The sequence below is a fragment of the Micromonospora sp. NPDC005087 genome, assembly GCF_042872965.1.
Lineage (GTDB): Bacteria > Actinomycetota > Actinomycetes > Mycobacteriales > Micromonosporaceae > Micromonospora.
In genome coordinates this window covers 257,676-274,169 of the sequence record NZ_JBIALB010000006.1, presented here as the reverse complement: position 1 = coordinate 274,169, position 16,494 = coordinate 257,676, and the positions used below count along the sequence as shown (strand labels likewise).

Below are 16,494 nucleotides of genomic sequence, written 5' to 3'. Positions count from 1 at the left end.
GTGTCGCCATTTGTACTCAGGTTCCTCATGATCTCCCGACATGCGAGGGTCAGGAAGTTCTGAGGAGAATGCCCATGGCACGACCCCGATGCCGTAATCGCTCGGTCCTTGTCGCCACCCTGACCCTCGCGCTCACCGCCGCGCTCGTGCCCGCCGCCAGCCCCGTCCCGGCCACCCCCGCCGTCGGCCACCCGCTGACCCTCACCGCCGCCGCCCCGGGCGGCGAACGGTGGAACGCCGACCTGTCCGTCGTCGACCGGGATGACGTCAACGTCCGGCGCAGCGCCGCCGGGCTGCGGCTGCGGGAGGCCCGGGCCGCCGGGCGCCGCCACAGCGCGGTCGCCGAGGGAATGCTGCTGACCGCCCCGCGCGCCCTCACCCGGCCGGCCACCCGGGTCCGCGCCGAGATCACCGCCTCGGTCCCCGCCGGCGCCACAGTGGAGGCGCAGGTCCGGGGATGGCGGGTCAGCGGCTGGACGGAGTGGCGGGCCGCCACCGCCGGCGCGGTCTTCGACCGGCCGGTCAGCCGGGTGCAGACCCGGGTGGTGCTCACCGCGCCGGCCGGCGGCGCCACCGCGACGGTACGCGGCGTCCGGCTCACCGCCGACGCGGCCGCCGCCGTCTCCGCCGCCACCCCCGGCCGCACCTACCGGGTGTACGCCACCCGGATCGGGCTGGTCGGCGAGCTGACCGCCAACAGTCGTACGGTGCAGCCGCGGGACCACTTCGCGGCGTTGCCGTCGCGTCGCGGGCTCTCCCCGCTCAACAGCGGCGACTACACCGTGCGGGTCTGCACCACCACCGGCTCCCGCTGCGAGTACGCCTCGGTCTGGGACGTCGGGCCGTGGAACACCCGCGACGACTACTGGAACCCGTCGGCCGTGCGGGAGAACTGGAAGAACCTGCCGCAGGGCCGGCCCGAGGCGCAGGCCGCGTACCAGTCCGGCTACAACGGCGGGCGGGACCAGTTCGGGCGTACGGTGCTCAACCCGGCTGGCATCGACCTGGCCGACGGCACGTTCTGGGACGGCTTGCGGCTGACCACCAACGCCTGGGTGGACGTGGCCTACCTGTGGACCGGTGGCGGGCCGCGCGGTGTGGTCGGCGACGGGCCGCTCAACATCCGCACCGGGGCCAGCACGTCGTACCCGAGCCGTGGCCTCGCCGCCCGGTTCGCCAACGTGCCGATCCAGTGCTACGTCACCGGCCAGTCGGTGGCCGGCCCCTACCGCACCTCCACCCGGTGGAACCGCCTGTCCGCCGGGCAGTACGTCAGCCACGCGTACATCTCCGCGGTGTACGGCGGTTCCGTGCCGGTCTGCTGACCCGAGCTCAGCCCCGCCGGGCGCCGTCCGGGCGCTCGTCGGGGCGGGCCAGGCGCACCATGTCCTGGTAGCGCGGGTGGCTGGCGCCGTAGACGGCGTAGTTGAGGCGGGCGTGCGAGAGGCTCAGGTCGCCGTTGGGGCCGCCCCGGACCGCGTCGGCATCGGTGTCGGACTGACCGTCGTCGGTCCAGAAGCAGACCGGGCAGGTCCCGCCGCCGGTCCGGGAGGCACAGCAGGGACAGGCCACGGGAACCACGTGTTCACCCACCGGGGAAGCATTCCACAGTCGAGCAGGTTTGCGGTCGCCGAGTCTGCTCCGCAGGGTTGGCGCGTGCCCGCGTCGCTCGGTCGACCGGCTCCTGGCGGATATGGGACACGGCACTGGCCGACCGGCCACTCCCGCCGCCGGGCGGTGTTGGGCAGACTGCCCTGGTGATACATCGGAGCCTGCCCGCCGTCGCCGTCGCCCTCACCGCCGGCTGCGGTAGTGACGACGCCGGTCAGCCGGACGCCGCCTCGTCCGTCTCGGCCCCGGCGGCCACCGGTCCTTCGGACGGGGCGACGCCCTCGACGGACCAGTCCAGCGCCAGCGGTGCCCCTTCCGCGCCCGCCGTCGCCCCGCAGGGGCCGACCGAGCGCCGACCGGCCAGCCCGCCGCCGGTGGTGCTGCCCAAGCTGTCGGCCGGGGCCCCCGGCGCGAAGCAGGTCGTCGAGGCGTTCAAGGCCGCCGGCCTGAAGGTGCCGCACCCGAAGGACCGTTCGGTCGACTGTGGGCCGGACGGGCTCGGCCTGGGGTGCTCCGAGCTGATCGCCACCGACGCCGTCACGGTGTACGTGTTCCCCGACGAGATCAGCGCCGGTGACATCGCGGAGACCTGGAGCGGGCAGTCGTACCGGCGCGGCACGGTGGTGCTCAACTACCTGGAGGAGAAAACTCCCGCCGGGGACCGCACGCGCTACGAGAAGGTCCTCGCCAACCTCGGCTGAGCGCCGAGCCCGTGGCGCCGGGCGTTGGCCGTCCGGCCGGTGGGGTGGGTTTGGCAGCAGGTCGGTGGTTGGCACCGCACGGGAGTTCGCAGCCGATCGTCACCCGCCGCGGGCGGCGCCGGCCCCATCCAGGAGGGCGGTCAGCCGCGTAGGCGTAGGCCGCGCGGGGTGGCCCGGAAGCCCGCGGCGGTCAGCGCGTCGCGCAGCGGCGAGGAGTGCACCGCCTCACCGTCGGCCCGCTCCACCGACATCGCGCCCAACGCTCCGGAGTGGACGGCGTCGGCGAGTGCCTTGCCGGCCGCGGCGAGCGTGTCGGCGTCGTCGGTGAAGGAGAGCAGCGTCCGGCCGCCGCGCTCCACGTAGAGCACCAGGTCACCGGCGACCTGCACCACCAGCGCGCCCGCCTTGCGGCCGGCCCGGTGCCCGGTCGCCGGGGCGGCGCCGTCGCCGGAGTCGATCACCCGGTCCGGCCAGGGCAGCGCCGCGCCGTACGGGTTGGCCGGGTCGGTGGCGGCCAGCACCGTCGCCGGCCCGCCCCGCGCCCGGGCTCCGTCGGCCGGCTCGGCCAGCGCACGCAACCGGTCCACCGCGCCTGGCACCGCGAACTGGGCCGCGCCCAGCCCCTCCACGAAATAGCCCCGGCGGGCCGCGCCGCGCTCCTCCAGCGCCGACAGCACCGGGTAGACCGCGGAGAAACCGCCGACCACCTGCTCGGCCATGACCGCGCCGCGGGTGACCACCCCGTGCCGCTCCAGCAGCACGTCGGCCAGAGCGGCGGCGCGCCGGGTCGGGTCGAGGTCCCGCTCCGGCAGCAGCGACCAGCGACCGGCGACGGTCGGTGGGCCACCCCGGGTGGGCAGCGCCACCCGGCCGGGCCTCCGGTAGCGGGTGCGCGGCGCGGACGGCCGGGAGCGGTGCGCCCCACCGGCTCCGAGCACCGCGCGCAGCGGGGCGAGGGTGTCGTTGGTGAGGTGACCGGCCCAGACCAGGTCCCAGATTGCCGCGGTCAGCGCGGCGTCGTCGGTCGAGCCGACCCGGTCGGCCAGCGGCCGGAAGAACAGCGCCTGCCCGTCGCCGAGCGCGTCGAGCACCGCCTCGTGCAGCGGGGTCCGGGTCAGCGCCTCGTCGGGCGGGGGGAGCAGCAGCGGCGCGGTGTCCGCGTACGCCAGGGTGACCCAGCCGTCCCCGCCGGAGATCGCCCCCGACCCGGCCCAGACCACCTCCCCGCTGGCGCACAGCTCGTCGAGCTGGGCGGGCGAGTAGTCGGCGACACGACCGGGCAGCACCAGCCGCTCCAGCGCGGACGCCGGCACCGCGGCGCCCTGCAACTGCTCCACCGTGGCGGCGAGCGCCTCCACCCCCCGGGCGGACGAGCCGACCTGCTGCCAGCGGGGCAGGAACGTGGCCAGCGCCCGGGGCGGCACCGGCTCGATCTCCCGGCGCAGCGCCGCGAGCGAGCGGCGGCGCAGCAGCCGCAGCACCTCCGCGTCACACCACTGGGCGCCAGCCGAATCGGGGGTGAACTCCCCGGACACCACCCGACCGGTGGCGCCGAGCCGGCGCAGCGTCTGCTCGACCACGAACACGCCGAGCCCGAAGCGGGCCGCGCAACTCGCCGCGGCGAACGGCCCATGGGTGCGCGCGTAGCGGGCCACCAGGTCACCGAGCGGATCGGCCACGGGGGTGAGGTACGCCTCGGCCACCCCGACCGGCAGCGCCACGCCGAGCGCGTCGCGCAGCCGGGCGGCGTCCTCGACACCCACCCAGCGCTGCTCGCCGGCGATCCGGACCTGCAGCACCCGGCGGGCGGCCTCCAGCTCGGTCAGCCAGCTCTCCGGTACGACTCGCTCGGCCAGCTCGGTGTCGCTCAGGTCGCCGAGCACCCGCAGCAGCTCGACCACGTCCTCCGCGTCGCGCGGGCGGCGCTGCTCGGTCAGCCAGCGCAGCTGCCGCTCGGTCTCGGCGAGAACCGTCGGGTCCAGCAGTTCGCGCAGGTCGACCCGGCCGAGCAGCTCCCCGAGCAGCGTGGAATCCAGTGCGAGCGCGGCGGCGCGCCGCTCGGCGAGCGGCGCGTCGCCCTCGTAGAGGAACGCCCCGACGTAGCCGAAGAGCAGCGACCGGGCGAACGGGGACGGCGCGCTGGTCTCCACCTCGACCAGCCGCACCTTGCGGGCGGTCAGGTCGCGCATCAGCCCGGCCAGCGCCGGCTGGTCGAAGACGTCCTGGAGGCACTCGCGGGCGGCCTCCAGGGTGACCGGGAAGTCGGCGTACTCGCGGGCCACGTCGAGCAGTTGTGCGGCACGTTGGCGCTGCTGCCAGAGCGGCTGGCGGCGGCGCGGATCGCGACGGGGCAGCAGCAGCGACCGGGCGGCGCACTCCCGGAATCGGGCGGCGAAGAGCGCGGACGTGCCGACCGACTCCTCCACCAGCTGGGCGATCTCGTCGGGCTCGAAGACCACCACGTCGGCGCCGGGTGGCTCGTCGGCGGTGTCCGGCAGCCGGACCACGATGCCGTCGTCGGAGGGCATCACCTGGGCGTCCACCCCGTACCGCTCGGCCAGTCGGCGGCCCACTGCGAGGGCCCACGGCCCGTTGACCCGGGCACCGAGGACGCTGTGCACGGCCAGCCGCCAGTCGCCCAGCTCGTCGCGGAACCGCTCGACCACGATCGTGCGGTCGTCCGGCAGCGAACGGGTGGCCTCGCGCTGCTCGCGCAGGTAGGCCATCAGGTTGGCGGCGGCCCAGTCGTCCAGGCCGCCGGCGCGCAACGTGGCCAGCGCCGCCTCGTCGCTCTGCCGCAACAGGGTGCGCACCCGGGCGCCGATGGCTCGGCCCAGCTCCACCGGCCGGCCCAGCTGGTCGCCCTTCCAGAACGGCATCCGGGCCGCCTGCCCGGGGGCCGGCGAGACCAGCACCCGGTCGGGGGTGATCTCCTCGATGCGCCAGGAGGAGGAGCCGAGCAGGAAGACGTCGCCGACCCGCGACTCGTAGACCATCTCCTCGTCCAGTTCGCCGACCCGCGCGGCCCGCTCGGCGCCGGCCAGGAAGACGCCGAAGAGGCCCCGGTCGGGGATGGTGCCGCCGCTGGTCACCGCGAGCCGCTGCGCGCCGGGGCGGCCGGTGAGCACGTCGGTCGCCCGGTCCCAGACGAGCCGGGGGCGCAGCTCGGCGAAGGCGGTGGACGGGTAGCGGCCGGAGAGCATGTCCAGTACGGCGTGCAGCGCGGAGTCGGGCAGCTCGGCGAAGGGTGCGGCCCGACGGACCAGCACGGCCAGATCACCGACCCGCCACGGCTCCAGGGCCACCATCGCGACGATCTGCTGGGCCAGCACGTCCAGCGGGTTGCGCGGGCAGTGCAGCTCCTCGATCGCGCCGTCGGTCATCCGCTCGGCGACCACCGCACAGGAGAGCAGGTCGCCGCGGTGCTTCGGGAAGACCACCCCGCGGGAGACCGCGCCCACCTGGTGCCCGGCCCGGCCGATCCGCTGCAGGCCGGCGGCCACGCTCGGCGGCGCCTCGATCTGCACCACCAGGTCGACCGCGCCCATGTCGATGCCCAGCTCCAGGCTGGAGGTGGCCACCACCGCCGGGAGCTGGCCGGACTTGAGCGCCTCCTCGATGTGCTTGCGCTCCTCCCGGGAGACGCTGCCGTGGTGCGCTCGGGCGATCACCGGCGCCGCGCCGGTGGCCGCGCCGGACTGGGCCATCACCTCCGCCGGGGGCCGGTTGCGGACCGGACCGGCGGGGCCCTCCGCCACCCCTTCGGCGGCCAGCTCGTTGAGCCGCGCGCAGAGCCGCTCGGCGCTGCGTCGGGAGTTGGTGAAGACGATGGTCGAGCGGTGCTCGCCGATCAGCGAGAAGACCCGCTCCTCGACTGCGGGCCAGATCGAGGCGCGGCGTGGCCGGGGACCACCAAGGTCGTCCTCCGGCGGCTGCTCCTGTTCGTCCAGGCGGGTCATGTCCTCCACCGGCACCTGCACGCTGACCTCGATGGTCTTCGCGGTGGCGGGCTGCACGACGTCGACCGGGCGGGCACCGCCGAGGAACCGGGCGCAGGCGTCGATCGGCCGGACGGTGGCGGAGAGGCCGATCCGTTGCGCCGGGGCGGGCAGCAGCTCGTCGAGGCGTTCCAGCGAGAGGGCGAGGTGGGCGCCGCGCTTGCTGCCGGCCACCGCGTGCACCTCGTCGACGATCACCGTCTGGACGCCGCGAAGTGAATCCCGGGCGGCGGAGGTGAGTAGCAGGAACAGCGACTCGGGCGTGGTGATGAGGATGTCCGGTGGGGTGCGGGCGAAGGCTCGTCGCTCGTCGGCCGGGGTGTCGCCGGTGCGCATGCCGACGGTGATGTCGGGCGGGGCGACGCCGAGCCGGGTCGCCGCCTGCCGGATGCCGGCAAGCGGGGCGCGCAGGTTGCGCTCGACGTCCACGGCGAGCGCCTTGAGTGGGCTGACGTAGAGCACCCGGCAGCGCTGCCGGGCCTCCGCCGGGGCGGGCTCGCGGGCCAGCCGGTCGAGGGACCAGAGGAAGGCTGCGAGCGTCTTGCCGGAGCCGGTGGGCGCCACCACGAGGGCGTTGCGGCCGGCGGCGACCGATCGCCAGGCGCCGGCCTGGGCGGCGGTGGGGGCGGCGAAGGCGGCGTCGAACCAGGCACGGGTGGCCGGGCCGAACCCGGCCAGCGCCCCGGCCGTGTCTGCGTCTGCCCCGGTCACCGCTCCATCGTGCCCCGCCGGTACGACAACCACGAGCGCCCGACCGTGAAATGTGTCCGAGTCAAAGCCATAAGCACCGGATGCGTGCTTAATGCGTTTAGTCTCACTTAACTGCTTGCTTGTGAGGAGCAACATAAAGTAACTTCACTCGCAACGCGAACCGGGGTGGGGGGATCGGATGGCCGGCGAGCAGCGGAATGTCGCACCCGGCACCGACGTGCTGATCCGCAAGGTCGACAGCCACCTCGCCACGCTCCGTGGCGGCCTGCACGGGCCGGAGCTGGAGCTCGCCGAGCGCCTCGCCCGCTGCCTGCGTGAGCTGGTCATCTCCACCGCGCAGGCCAGCGCCGCCGACCGCGGCCAGGTCCGCGCCGCCGTCCACTACTTCGTGCTGCGCCGGGAGAGCCGCGGCCGGCTGCTCTCGGTGCGGTCGCTCGCCGCCGCGGAGCGGGTGGTCGACAAGGTCGCCCGCCAGCTCGGCCGCGTCGACCTGCTGGCCGAGCTGCGCCGCGACCGCCCCGCCCCCGACGACGCGCTGCCCGTCGGAGACGCCCTGCTGCGCTGACACCGGCGCGCAGCTCGCCCGCCCGGCGGCACGCTCATGACGCGTCGCGGACGAATTCCGGCAAAACGGCCCGACGGGCGATGAACTGGCGTCTGATCGCTGCTAGGCGCCACCGTTGCACTGGCGTCGGCCACCACGACCGGGAGCGCGGGTGCTGGTACTACTCATCCTCCATCTCGTGGCGGCCCTCGTCGCGCCACTGTTCGTTCGGTGGTGGGGTCCGCGTGCGTGCTACCCGCTGGCGCTGGCGCCGGCCGCCGCGTTCGGCTGGGCGGTGGCCCGCACCCCGGCCGTCAGCCACGGCGGCGCGGTGGTCGAGACGTACCCGTGGATCCGACAGCTGGGCCTCGACATCGCGCTGCGGCTCACCACGCTGTCCTGGCTGATGACCCTGCTGATCGGCGGCGTCGGCGCGCTGGTGCTGATCTACAGCGCCCGGTACTTCGCCGCCGGCTCGATCGGACTGGCGCAGTTCGCCGCGGTCCTGGTCGCCTTCGCCGGAGCGATGCTCGCCCTGGTCTTCTCCGACAACCTGCTGCTGCTCTACGTCGGCTGGGAACTGACCACGGTCTTCTCGTACCTGCTGATCGGGCACAGCACCGAACGGCGGTCCAGCCGGTGGGCGGCGGCGCAGGCGCTGACGGTCACCACGCTGGGCGGGTTGGCCATGCTGGTCGGGTTCATCCTGCTCGGCGAGCACGCGGGCAGCTACCGCTGGTCGGAGATCGCCGCACAGCCGCTGCCCAGCGGCGGTTACCTGGTCACCGCCGTGCTGCTGATCCTGGCCGGTGCGCTGTCCAAGTCGGCGGTGCTGCCGTTCAGCTCCTGGCTGCCGGTCGCGATGGCGGCGCCCACGCCGGTCAGCGCGTACCTGCACGCGGCCGCCATGGTCAAGGCCGGCGTCTACCTGGTCGGGCTGCTCGCGCCGGTGCTGGCCGTGGTCGGCCCCTGGCGGCCCGTGGTGCAGGTCGCCGGCCTGGCCACCATGCTGATGGGCGGCTGGGCGGCGCTGCGGCAGACCGACCTGAAGCTGTTGCTGGCGTTCGGGACGGTCAGCCAGCTCGGCCTGCTGGTCGCGGTGACCGGGTCCGGCACGCCGGACGCCGCGCTGGCCGGTACGGCGATGCTGCTGGCGCACGCGCTGTTCAAGGCGGCGCTGTTCCTGGTCGTCGGCGTCATCGACCACACCGCCGGCACCCGCGACCTGCGCGAGCTGTCCGGGCTGCGGCACTGGTCCCGACCGCTGTTCGTGGTCGGGGTGCTGGCCGCGGCGTCGATGGCCGGCGTGCCGCCGCTGGTCGGTTTCGTGGCGAAGGAGGCGGTGTTCGCGGCGTTCACCGACCGGCCGGTGCTCCTCACCGGTCTGGTCGCCGGGACCGTGCTCACCGTCGCGTACAGCGCCCGCTTCGTCTGGGGCGCGTTCGCGGACCGGCCGGGCGTGGCACCGGTCCAGCCGGACCCGATCGCCGGGTCGCTGCTGATCCCACCGGCGGTGCTGGCCGGCGTCGGGTTGCTCGCCGGCCCGGCAGCCGGCCTGCTGGACGGCCTGCTGCGCCCGTACGCCGACCTGTCCGGCGGCGTCCACGCGCACCTCGCGCTGTGGTCCGGACCGACCCCGGCGCTCGGCCTGTCCGCGCTGGCGCTCGCCGGCGGTGGTCTGCTCTTCGCGCTGCGCGGGCCGCTCGCTCCGGTGCTGGCCCGGCTCCGCTGGCCGGTCAGCGGAAAGCAGGGCTACGAGTGGATCGTGGGCCGGTTCGACCGACTGGCCATCGAGGTCACCGGAGCGACCCAGCGCGGCTCCCTGCCGCAGTATCTGGGCGTCATCCTGGTCGTCCTTGTGCTGCTGCCCGGCGGTGCGATGCTCGCCGTCGGCCCGTGGCATGCCCGGATCCCGCTCTGGGACACCCCGCTGCAGACGGTGGTCGTGCTGGTGATCGGGGTGGCCGCGGTGCTGGCGGTCCGCGCCCGCCGGCGGCTGACCGCGATGCTGCTGGTGGGGATGACCGGCTACGGCAGCGCCATGCTGTTCGTCCTGCACGGCGCGCCCGACCTCGCGCTCACGCAGTTCCTGGTGGAGACCGCGACCATCGCGGTCTTCGTGCTGGTGCTGCGCCGCCTGCCCAACCGGTTCTCGGTCCGTCCGCTGCGCCGCAGCCGGTGGGTCCGTCGGGCGATCGGGGTTTCGGTGGGTGTGGTGGCCGCTGGGCTGGCCCTCGTCGCCGCCGGCGCCCGTCGGGCGCCGGACATCTCCGCGGTCTTTCCGGACCTGGCGGTGGCCGAGGGGTACGGCCGCAACGTGGTCAACGTGACCCTGGTCGACATCCGGGCCTGGGACACCATGGGTGAGCTGGCGGTGCTGGTGGTGGCGGCGACCGGGGTCGCCAGCCTGATCTTCGAGCGGTCCCGCACCGGGCCCCGGCCGCGCCGGCCGGAGTCGGCGAGGGCGGCGAAACAGACCGACCGGCCGGTGTGGCTGCGCGGCGGGCCCACGCTGGACGAGGAGCGCCGCTCCATCGTGCTGGAGGTGATCATCCGGCTGATCTTCCACACCGTGGTGCTGTTCTCCCTGTTCCTGCTCTTCTCCGGACACAACGCCCCGGGCGGCGGCTTCGCTGGCGGGCTGGTGGCGGGGCTCGCCCTGGTGGTCCGCTACCTGGCCGGCGGCCGGTACGAGCTCGCCGAGGCGGCGCCGGTCGGCGCCGGCACGGTCCTCGGCGCCGGCCTGGCCCTGTCGGTGGGCACCGGCGTCGTGGCGCTGCTGGCCGGTGGATCGGTGCTGGAGAGCGCCAAGGTCGACCGGTCCCTGCCGCTGGTCGGCGACGCACACCTGGTCACCTCGCTCTTCTTCGACGTCGGCGTGTACCTGGTCGTGATCGGGCTGGTGCTGGACATCCTGCGCAGCCTCGGGGCCGAGGTGGACCGGCACATCGAGGCGACCGGAACCGCCGCCGGTGGACTCACCGTCGACAAGGGGGACCGGCCATGACCACCAGTGGCGCCGGGCCCGTGCTGGTGCTGGTGCTCGCTGTCGGGGTGCTGGTCGGTTGCGGGGTGATCCTGCTGCTGGAGCGCAGTCTGACCCGGATCCTGCTCGGCGTGATCCTGCTCGGCAACGGGGTCAACCTGCTGATCCTGCTGGGCGGTCGGTCCGGTGGGGCGCCGATCGTCGGCACCGGCCCGGTGGACCGGATGAGCGACCCGCTGCCGCAGGCCATGGTGCTGACCTCCATCGTGATCACCTTCGGGTTGACCGCGTTCCTGCTCGCCGTGGCGTACCGGAGCTGGTACCTCACCGGCGACGATGAGGTGCCCGACGACCTGGAGGACCAGCAGATCATCAGGCGGGCCGAGCGCAACGAGGTGGGCACGGCCGACCTCGGCGGGGAGGGCCCGGACGACGATCCGGAGCAGGTCGATCCCGAGCCCGCCCGGCGTCGGCTGCATCGCGGGGACGAGGCGTGATGGCCGGGTCGCGGGGGACGCGATGAGCCGGCTGCTGCCCCTGCCGGTGGTGATGCCGCTGCTCGGCGCGGCGCTGACCCTGCTGCTGGCCGCCCGGCCCCGGCTCCAACGCGCGGTCAGTGTGCTCTGCCTGAGCGGCACCCTCGTCGTGGCGCTCCTGCTGCTGGTGCAGGCGTACCGGTACGGGCCGGTGGTGATGGCGATCGGCGGCTGGCCGGCGCCGGTCGGCATCGTCCTGGTCGCCGACCAGCTCGCCGCGCTGATGCTGGTGGTCTCCTCGTCGGTCATCCTCTGCGTGCTGCTGTACTCGATCGGCCAGGGCCGCAGCGAGATCGGCGAGACCACACCGGTGGTCATCTTCCACCCGACGTACCTGGTGCTCACCGCCGGCGTCACCAACGCGTTCCTCGCCGGTGACCTGTTCAACCTCTTCGTCGGTTTCGAGATCCTGCTGGCCGCCAGCTTCGTGCTGATCACCCTGGGCGGCACCGAGATCCGCATCCGTACCGGGTCGACGTACGTGGTGGTCAGCATCCTCTCCTCGATGATCTTCCTGGCCGGGGTGGGCCTGGTGTACGCGGCCACCGGCACACTCAACCTGGCCCAACTGGCTCAGCGCCTCGACGACCTGCCCGCCAACGTCCGGCTGACCCTGGAACTGATGCTGCTGCTCGCGTTCGCCATCAAGGCGGCGGTCTTCCCGCTCTCGGCCTGGCTGCCGGACAGTTACCCCACGGCGCCGGCTCCGGTCACCGCGGTCTTCGCGGGGCTGCTCACCAAGGTGGGCGTCTACGCGATCATCCGCACCGAGACGCTGCTCTTTCCGGGTGGGCAGGCCGACGAGCTGCTCATGGTCGTCGCCGGACTCACCATGGTGGTCGGCATCCTCGGCGCGGTGGCCCAGTCGGACATGAAGCGGCTCTTCTCGTTCACCCTGGTCAGCCACATCGGTTACATGATCTTCGGGGTGGCGTTGAGCACCGTCGCCGGGCTCGCCGGCGCGATCTTCTACGTGGTGCACCACATCACCATCCAGACCACGCTGTTCCTGGTCGCCGGGCTGGTCGAGGAACGGGCCGGCAGCACCGACCTGCGCCGCCTCGGCGGGCTGGCCCGGATCGCGCCGCTGCTCGGCGTGCTGTTCTTCGTCCCGGCGATGAACCTCGCCGGCGTGCCACCGTTCTCCGGCTTCCTCGGCAAGCTCGGCCTGCTCCAGGCCGGGGTGGCGGCCGGCGGGCCGCTGCCCTTGGTGCTCGTCGCGGCGGGCACGCTGACCAGCCTGCTCACCCTCTACGTGGCCTCCCGGGTGTGGAACATCGCCTTCTGGCGGTCGCCCCGGTTGGCCACCACCGAGCCGGCCGTCCGGCTGCCCACGCTGATGGTCGGGGCCACCATGGCCCTGGTCGCGTTCGGGTTGGCGCTGACCGTGCTGGCCGGTCCGCTCTTCGACGTCACCGTCGACGCGGCCACCGACCTGCGCTCGCGCACCCCGTACGTACGGGCCGTCCTGCCGGGCGGCACACCGTGACCGCCCCGCGCGGAACGGTCCCGGGCGGCGCCGACGAGCCGGCCGCGCCACGGCGGCACGGGCTCGGACGCTGGCGGGACCAGGCGCTGGCGTTCGGCTGGCTGGTGGCGGTCTGGTGCCTGCTCTGGGGCGACATCAACTGGGCGAACCTGGCCGGAGGCTTGCTGGTGGGCGGCGCGGTGCTGCTGTTCTTCCCGCTGCCGGCGGTCACCTTCGCCGGGCGGCTGCGCCCCCGGGCGCTGCTGGTGTTCGCGTTCCGGTTCGGCACCGAACTGGTCGGCGCGAGCCTGCACGTGGCCCGGATCGCGGTGCAGCCCGGCTACCGCCCACGCGGGGCGATCATCGGGGTGCGGCTGCGGGTGCCCACCGACCTGAACCTGGCGCTCACCGCGGAGGCGGTCTCGCTGGTGCCCGGCACGTTGATCCTCGAGGTGGACCGGGGTTCCGGAACGCTCTACCTGCACGTGCTGGACACCCATGGGCCGGCGGAGCTGACCCTCGCCCGGGAGCGCACCCTCGCCGTCGAGCGGCGGATCGTCCGGGCGGTGGGCTCCGCCGCCGAACTGCGCCGCGTCGAGACCGATGCCGTCGAGAAGGGAACCCTCCCGTGATCACGTTCCTGGCCGTCGTTCTCACCGCCCTGCTCTCGGTGACCGCGTTGCTCGCGCTGACCCGGCTCTACCGGGGCCCGTCGTTGCTGGACCGGGTGATCGCCGCGGACATGCTGCTCGCCACCATGGTCGGCGCGGTCGGCGCCGAGGCGGCGGTCAACCGGCACGCCACGACGCTGCCCGTCCTGGTCGTGCTGTCCCTGCTCGGCTTCATCGGCTCGGTGTCGCTGGTCCGCTTCGCCGTTCGGGAGCAGGCATGATCGGGACGATCGCGGACTGGCTCGGCGCCGGTTGTCTGGTGGCCGGCGCGCTGCTCGGCCTGGCCGCCGCGATCGGCGTGCTCCGCTTTCCGGACGCCCTGTCCCGGATGCACGCGGCCACCAAACCGCAGGTGCTCGGGGTGCTCCTGCTGCTGCTCGGCATCATGCTGAGGCTGCGGTCGCCGGCGGACCTCGGCATGATCATGCTGGTGGCGGTCTTCCAACTGGCCACCGCGCCCGTCGCGGCACAGATGATCGGCCGCGCCGCGTACCGGGCCGGCCGGCTGGACCGGGACCTGCTCGACGCGGATGAGCTGGCCGAACGCGGGCCGGGCCGGGGGCCGGCGGGGCCGGGGTGACGGCTTGGGCCACCGCTGTTGAACCGGACGATCGGCGCCTTCGGCCCACCCTCAGCGGAGTCCCAGCCAGCGCCGGTAAAATGAAGGCATGATCGACTCTTCTGCCCAGGAGGGCAGCAGTAGCCAGCCGGGTCGTGCCCGGCATATCCCCGTTCCGACGACCCCGGGAGCCCTGAGCGACCCGTGTTGATCGTCGTCGGTCTCCTTCTGATCATCGTGCTCACCGCCGCCACCGGCTACTTCGTGGCGCAGGAGTTCGGCTATGTCGCCGTCGACCGGGGCAAGCTGCGCCAGCTCGCCGATGACGGCGACGCGGCTGCCGCCCGGGCCCTGACCGTCACCAGCCGGCTCTCCTTCATGCTCTCCGGCGCGCAGCTCGGCATCACCGTCACCGCGCTGCTGGTCGGCTACTTCGCCGAGCCGTACCTCGGTGGCGGCCTCGCCGACCTGCTCGGCGTCGCCGGCGTCGGCGAGGCGGTCAGCCTGCCGCTGTCGGTGGCGCTGGCGCTGGTCATCGCCACCGTGGTCCAGATGGTCCTCGGTGAGCTGGCCCCGAAGAACCTGGCCATCGCCCGGGCCGAGCCGCTGGCCCGGGCACTGAGCCGGTCCACCCTGGCGTACCTCACCGTCGCCGGGCCCGTGATCCGGCTCTTCGACCGGGCGTCGGTGCGGCTGCTCCGTCGGGTCGGCATCGAGCCGATCGAGGAGCTGCCCAGCGGCGCCACGCCGGCCGACCTGGAACAGATCATCGCCGAGTCCCGCGAGGAGGGCAGCCTGGACGCGGAGATGTCCACGCTGCTCGACCGGGGGCTGGATTTCCGCGAGCTGACCGCCGGCGAGGCCATGGTGCCCCGGGTTGACGTGCACACCCTACGGGCGCACGAGCCGGTGAGCCGGGTGGTCGAGCTGCTGGACACCGGTCACTCCCGGTTCCCGGTGCGCGGCGCGGAGGGCGTCGACGACCTGATCGGCATCGTCGGCATCGCCGACGTGCTCGGCGTACCCCCGGGGGAGAGGGCCACCACCCCGGTGAGCGCGGTGGCCGGGCCGCCGCTGCTGGTGCCGGAGACGTTGCCGTTGCCCACGGTGCTCGACCGGCTGCGGTCCGGGCACCGACAGATGGCCTGCGTGGTCGACGAGTACGGCGGCTTCGCCGGCGTGATCACGCTGGAGGACATCGCCGAGGAACTGGTCGGCCCGATCCGGGACGAGGACGACCCGCCGGAGCGCGCACCCGCCCGGCAGGACGACGGGTCCTGGGTGGTGCCGGCCCGCTGGCGGATCGACGAGGTCGCCGACAGCACCGGCATCGCGCTGCCCGAGGCCCCGGAGTACGACACCCTCTCCGGGTTGGTCATGCGGGAGCTGGGCCGGGTGCCGGAGGTCGGCGACCGACTGGAGATCAGCCTGCTGCCCGACGGAGCCGACGCCGAGGACGGCGAGGCCGAACCCCGGGCGCTGGTCGAGGTGCTGGCCGTCGACCGGCACGTGGCCGACTCGGTGCGCTTGCGGCTGACCGACCCGGGCGACCGGCGCGAGGTGTCCCGATGAGTCCGGGGATCGCGCTGTTCAGCTCGGTGATCCTGCTGGCGCTGAACGGGTTCTTCGTGGCCGCCGAGTTCGCCCTGGTGGCCAGCAAGCGGTACCGCCTGGAGCAGGCGGCGGCCAACGGTGGCCGAGCGGCTCGGGCGGCGCTGGACGGCGTCCGCGAGTTGTCGCTGATGCTGGCCGGGGCGCAGCTCGGCATCACCCTCTGCACCCTGGGGCTCGGTGCGCTGGCTGAGCCGGCGATCGAGCACCTGCTCAGTCCGCTGCTGCACGCGGTGGGGCTGCCGGACGCGGCCGGCCACCTGATCGCCCTGGTCTTCGCCCTCGGGTTGGTCACCTTCCTGCACCTGGTGGTGGGGGAGATGGCGCCGAAGTCGTGGGCGATCACCGACGCGGAGCGCTCGGCGACGCTGCTCGCGCTGCCGTTCCGTGCCTTCGCCCGGGTGTCCCGGCCGGTGCTCTCCGCGCTGAACGCGCTGGCCAACGCGATCCTGCGGCTGTTCGGTGTCAACCAGCAGGATCAGCTGGCCCAGGTGCACGGCCCGGACGAGCTGCGGATCCTGCTGGAGCAGTCACGCGAGCACGGGCTGCTCGGCGCCGAGCAGCACCAACTGCTGACCAGCATGCTGGAGTTGCAGGGCACGTCGGTGGCGCAGGTGATGGAGCCGTTCGCCACCATGGTCACCGTCCGCCGGGGCGACCCGGCCGAGCGGATCGAGCAGGTCAGCCGGGACAGCGGCCGGTCCCGGCTGGCGGTGCTGGACGCGGCGGGTGACGTCTGCGGCCTGGTGCACGTGCGGGAGGCGGTGCGGGTGGTCACCACCGGTCGCGTCGCCACCGCCGGTGAGCTGATGACGCCCGCGTTCACGCTGCCCGCGACGTCCTCGGTCACCGAGGCGGTGGCCGCGATGCGGGCCCGGCAGTCCCAGCTCGCGCTGGTGCGCAACGGCGGTGGCCCGGCCCGGCCGATCGGCTTCGTCGCCCTGGAGGACCTGCTGGAGGAGGTCATCGGCGAGTTCGACGACGAGACCGACACGGTGCCGCGCGGGAGGCGGTTGCGATGAACCGGAGGTGTGGTTTCTCTTCGCGGAAGTAGAGGTGACCGGCCGCGATGAACCGGAGGGATGGTCCCTCTTCCCG

Annotated in this window: 13 protein-coding genes; 11 read left to right on the top strand and 2 right to left on the bottom strand. The window is 73.9% G+C overall.

The window, feature by feature from the left end:
- Positions 1-74: 74 nt before the first annotated feature.
- Positions 75-1,325: a hypothetical protein gene (locus ACFYPS_RS17215; protein WP_387325376.1), complete on the top strand. Its 1,251-nt coding sequence runs from the start codon at positions 75-77 to the stop codon at positions 1,323-1,325.
- A gap of 7 nt (positions 1,326-1,332) precedes the next feature.
- Here the strand turns inward: ACFYPS_RS17215 and ACFYPS_RS17210 are convergent, their stop codons facing one another.
- The gene (locus ACFYPS_RS17210; RefSeq protein WP_354963203.1) at positions 1,333-1,593 is read right to left on the bottom strand and encodes a CPCC family cysteine-rich protein; all 261 of its coding nucleotides are present in this window, start codon (positions 1,591-1,593) and stop codon (positions 1,333-1,335) included.
- A 164-nt stretch (positions 1,594-1,757) separates the two neighbouring features.
- Between ACFYPS_RS17210 and ACFYPS_RS17205 the strand changes: the two genes are divergently transcribed.
- Positions 1,758-2,312 (top strand): hypothetical protein, encoded by a 555-nt coding sequence (locus ACFYPS_RS17205; RefSeq protein WP_387325373.1) that lies wholly within the window; start codon positions 1,758-1,760, stop codon positions 2,310-2,312.
- A 140-nt stretch (positions 2,313-2,452) separates the two neighbouring features.
- Here ACFYPS_RS17205 and ACFYPS_RS17200 read toward each other — a convergent pair whose 3' ends face one another.
- Positions 2,453-7,021 carry an ATP-dependent helicase gene (locus ACFYPS_RS17200; protein WP_387325370.1) on the bottom strand — a complete coding sequence of 1,523 codons (4,569 nt, stop codon included), beginning with the start codon at positions 7,019-7,021 and terminating at the stop codon, positions 2,453-2,455.
- A 178-nt stretch (positions 7,022-7,199) separates the two neighbouring features.
- Between ACFYPS_RS17200 and ACFYPS_RS17195 the strand changes: the two genes are divergently transcribed.
- The 9 genes from ACFYPS_RS17195 to ACFYPS_RS17155 all read left to right on the top strand — a co-directional run bounded on the left by ACFYPS_RS17195 (position 7,200) and on the right by ACFYPS_RS17155 (position 16,418).
- Positions 7,200-7,586, top strand: a complete 387-nt coding sequence (locus ACFYPS_RS17195) for a hypothetical protein (protein ID WP_354963200.1) — start codon at positions 7,200-7,202, stop codon at positions 7,584-7,586.
- Between the two features lie 151 nt (positions 7,587-7,737).
- The gene (locus ACFYPS_RS17190) at positions 7,738-10,572 is read left to right on the top strand and encodes a Na+/H+ antiporter subunit A (protein WP_387325367.1); all 2,835 of its coding nucleotides are present in this window, start codon (positions 7,738-7,740) and stop codon (positions 10,570-10,572) included.
- Entirely contained in the window at positions 10,569-11,048 is a 480-nt protein-coding gene (locus ACFYPS_RS17185) for a Na(+)/H(+) antiporter subunit C (protein ID WP_354963198.1), read from the top strand. Before ACFYPS_RS17190 ends, ACFYPS_RS17185 begins: the two co-directional genes overlap by 4 nt.
- Before the next feature lie 22 nt (positions 11,049-11,070).
- Positions 11,071-12,576 carry a Na+/H+ antiporter subunit D gene (locus ACFYPS_RS17180; protein WP_354963197.1) on the top strand — a complete coding sequence of 502 codons (1,506 nt, stop codon included), beginning with the start codon at positions 11,071-11,073 and terminating at the stop codon, positions 12,574-12,576.
- On the top strand, positions 12,573-13,187 hold the full coding sequence (locus tag ACFYPS_RS17175) for a Na+/H+ antiporter subunit E (RefSeq protein ID WP_354963196.1): 615 nt from the start codon (positions 12,573-12,575) through the stop codon (positions 13,185-13,187). The genes ACFYPS_RS17180 and ACFYPS_RS17175 overlap by 4 nt, the downstream gene beginning before the upstream one ends.
- The gene (locus ACFYPS_RS17170) at positions 13,184-13,447 is read left to right on the top strand and encodes a monovalent cation/H+ antiporter complex subunit F (RefSeq protein WP_354963195.1); all 264 of its coding nucleotides are present in this window, start codon (positions 13,184-13,186) and stop codon (positions 13,445-13,447) included. Before ACFYPS_RS17175 ends, ACFYPS_RS17170 begins: the two co-directional genes overlap by 4 nt.
- A complete protein-coding gene (gene mnhG, locus ACFYPS_RS17165) occupies positions 13,444-13,806 on the top strand; it encodes a monovalent cation/H(+) antiporter subunit G (RefSeq protein WP_354963194.1) in 363 nt (120 codons plus the stop codon). The genes ACFYPS_RS17170 and mnhG overlap by 4 nt, the downstream gene beginning before the upstream one ends.
- A 183-nt stretch (positions 13,807-13,989) precedes the next feature.
- Complete coding sequence (locus ACFYPS_RS17160; RefSeq protein ID WP_387325362.1) at positions 13,990-15,357, top strand: hemolysin family protein; 1,368 nt, start codon at positions 13,990-13,992, stop codon at positions 15,355-15,357.
- Positions 15,354-16,418, top strand: coding sequence for a hemolysin family protein (locus ACFYPS_RS17155; RefSeq protein WP_354963192.1), 1,065 nt, complete (start codon positions 15,354-15,356; stop codon positions 16,416-16,418). The genes ACFYPS_RS17160 and ACFYPS_RS17155 overlap by 4 nt, the downstream gene beginning before the upstream one ends.
- Positions 16,419-16,494: the final 76 nt, after the last annotated feature.